This is a genomic window from Blautia sp. CAG:237 (genome assembly GCF_000436615.1).
Lineage (GTDB): Bacteria > Bacillota > Clostridia > Lachnospirales > Lachnospiraceae > Blautia_A > Blautia_A intestinihominis.
In genome coordinates, this window is sequence record NZ_FR886666.1 from 1 (window position 1) to 2,602 (window position 2,602).

Sequence of the window (2,602 nt, forward strand, 5' to 3'; positions counted from 1 at the left end):
AGGGAAACATCAGATCATAGAAGAGGTTCATACTGATGAAGAAACTTCTTATTAAAATGATTCGTCTCTATCAGAAATATATATCACCGATGAAGAGAACTAAATGTCCTTATATTCCCACATGTTCTCAATATGGTTTGGAAGCAATCGAAAAATATGGTGCAATCAGGGGAGGATTACTGGCAATATGGAGAATATTACGTTGTAATCCTTTTTCTCATGGGGGATATGATCCCGTACCATAAAGGTAAATGGATCAATCATGAAGTTGTTCCATAAGATCATCCAGGAGGAACAAGTAAATTGGAAAGTATGATTTTGGCTACTAAAAGTGGTACCCCGATCATCGGCCAGGTCGCAATCGTGATGGGCTGGATCATGAACGGTATCTACAAAGTGCTGGATATGGTTGGAATTCAGAACCTTGGCCTTTGTATTATTATTTTCAGTATTCTGATCTATCTTTTTATGACTCCTCTGCAGATCAAACAGCAGAAATTCTCTAAGCTGAGTGCGATCATGCAGCCGGAGATCCAGAAAATCCAGAAGAAATATCAGGGTAAAAAAGATCAGGATTCAATGATGAAGATGCAGGAGGAAACCCAGGCGGTATATCAGAAATACGGTGTATCCCCTACAGGAAGCTGTGTTCAGCTCGCTATCCAGCTCCCAATCCTGTATGCTCTGTATCAGGTAATCCAGAATATCCCTGCTTATGTAAGCAGTGTATATAATGTGTTCAATGGTGTCTGCACACAGATCCTTGCAGTAGATGGATTTGCAGATATCATCAATAACTTTATCACAGACAACAAGATGACACGAGTAAGACAGGTCACAGATAATGCAGATTCTATCGTAGATTTCCTGTATGCTCTGTCTCCATCCCAGTGGAAATCCTTACAGGATATCAGTCAGTTCTCCGGATTCTCAGATCAGATCAGCAAAACTGCTTCCGAGATCCAGAAGATGCAGACTTTTGGTGTGCTCAACATCGCAGACCAGCCGCTGAGCTATATCAAAACAGGATCCCTGATCCTGATCATTGCAGCTCTTGCAATTCCGGTTCTGTCATGGGCAACACAGATGCTCAACCTGAAGCTTATGCCACAGGCAGCAACACAGGGCGGTGGCGAGAATAATGCAATGGCAAGCTCCATGAAGACTATGAATACAGTAATGCCGCTTATGTCTGCATTTTTCTGTTTCACATTCCCGGTAGGTCTTGGTATTTACTGGATCGCAAGTGCCGTAGTAAGAAGTATCCAGCAGCTTCTCATCAACCGTCACCTGAACAAGATGAACATTGATGATCTCGTAAACGAGAATATGAAGAAGATGGAAGCCAAACGTGCAAAAGAAGGACTTCCGCCGCAGAAGATCACAAACCAGGCACATCAGAGCGTAAAGAATATCAACAAGATCGACAAAGGTATGAGCGGTTCTGATGAAGCAAACCGTGCGAAGAAAGTAGAAGAAGCTTACCAGAATGCTTCCCATGCAAAAGAAGGCAGCATTACCGCAAAAGCAAATATGGTCAAAGCTTTTGATGAGAAAAACAAGAAGAAATAGAGAGGGAAGGTCGGGGTTTTATCATGAATGAATATATGCAGTTTTCAGCAAAAACCAAAAATGAAGCAATCACAAAAGCATGTATTGAACTGGGCGTGACCAGTGATCAGCTTGACATTCAGGTAATCAGCGAAGGAAGTTCCGGATTTTTCGGAATTGGAAGTAAGCCTGCGATCATTAAAGCTCGCAAAGTAGAGGATCATTCAGAAGAAAAGGAACTCGAGGAAATAGTAGCTTCTGTCAAACTGGATGCATTCAAGGACGAGCCGAAACCGGAACAGAAGAAATCTTCACCGAAGCCGGCACCAAAGGCACCTGCCAGAACTTCTAATAAACAAGAAGTAAAGCCAGAGGCAGCGAGAGAAGAAAAACCTGCAAAACCGGTCAGAGAGAAACAGCCGAAAGAAAGAGTTTACAAAGAGAAACCAGTAAGGGAGCCGAAACCGGCCAAAGAAAAACCGGTAAGAGTATCCAAGCCGATCGAGATCATCACTGATCCGGCAGAGATCAAAGAGATCGAAGAGAGAGCATCTGTTTTCCTTCATGATGTATTTGCATCCATGGATCTCGGAGAAGTCCAGATCACATCCAAATATAACACAACAGATGGCTGTCTGGAAGTCGATTTTGAAGGCCAGGATATGGGAATCCTGATCGGTAAGAGAGGACAGACACTTGATTCTCTCCAGTACCTTACAAGCCTCGTTGTAAACAAAGGCAAATCCGACTATATCAGAGTAAAACTCGATACAGAGGATTACAGAAGACGCAGAAAAGAAACTCTCGAGAACCTGGCAAGGGGAATCGCCTACAAGGTCAAGAAAACAAGAAAACCTGTAGTTCTCGAGCCAATGAATCCTTACGAGAGAAGAATCATCCATTCTGCACTTCAGGGAAATAAATTCGTAGAGACAGTAAGTGAAGGTGAAGAACCATACCGTCACGTAGTTGTCAAATTAAAGAGATACTAAAGTGTTACTGCTCACAGGTAGTATCCCGCGAGGTGTTTTGCCATGAATATGGCAAAATC

At 42.8% G+C, this 2,602-nt stretch carries 3 protein-coding genes; all 3 read left to right on the plus strand.

Annotated features, from left to right (window positions below; genetic code table 11):
- Window positions 1-35 precede the first annotated feature (35 nt).
- Window positions 36-245, plus strand: coding sequence for a membrane protein insertion efficiency factor YidD (gene yidD / locus QZL69_RS01175; protein ID WP_118252502.1), 210 nt, complete (start codon window positions 36-38; stop codon window positions 243-245).
- A 67-nt stretch (window positions 246-312) separates the two neighbouring features.
- Window positions 313-1,572, plus strand: a complete 1,260-nt coding sequence (locus tag QZL69_RS01180) for a YidC/Oxa1 family membrane protein insertase (protein ID WP_173905736.1) — start codon at window positions 313-315, stop codon at window positions 1,570-1,572.
- A 23-nt stretch (window positions 1,573-1,595) separates the two neighbouring features.
- A complete protein-coding gene (gene jag, locus QZL69_RS01185) occupies window positions 1,596-2,543 on the plus strand; it encodes an RNA-binding cell elongation regulator Jag/EloR (RefSeq protein ID WP_022213402.1) in 948 nt (315 codons plus the stop codon).
- Window positions 2,544-2,602: the final 59 nt, after the last annotated feature.

What these genes read in the sequence shown, in the direction of transcription:
- QZL69_RS01180 (WP_173905736.1), top strand. Translation starts at nt 313, where the DNA reads ATGATTTTGGCTACTAAAAGTGGTACCCCGATCATCGGCCAGGTCGCA.
- jag (WP_022213402.1), top strand. Translation starts at nt 1,596, where the DNA reads ATGAATGAATATATGCAGTTTTCAGCAAAAACCAAAAATGAAGCAATC.
- yidD (WP_118252502.1), top strand. Translation starts at nt 36, where the DNA reads ATGAAGAAACTTCTTATTAAAATGATTCGTCTCTATCAGAAATATATA.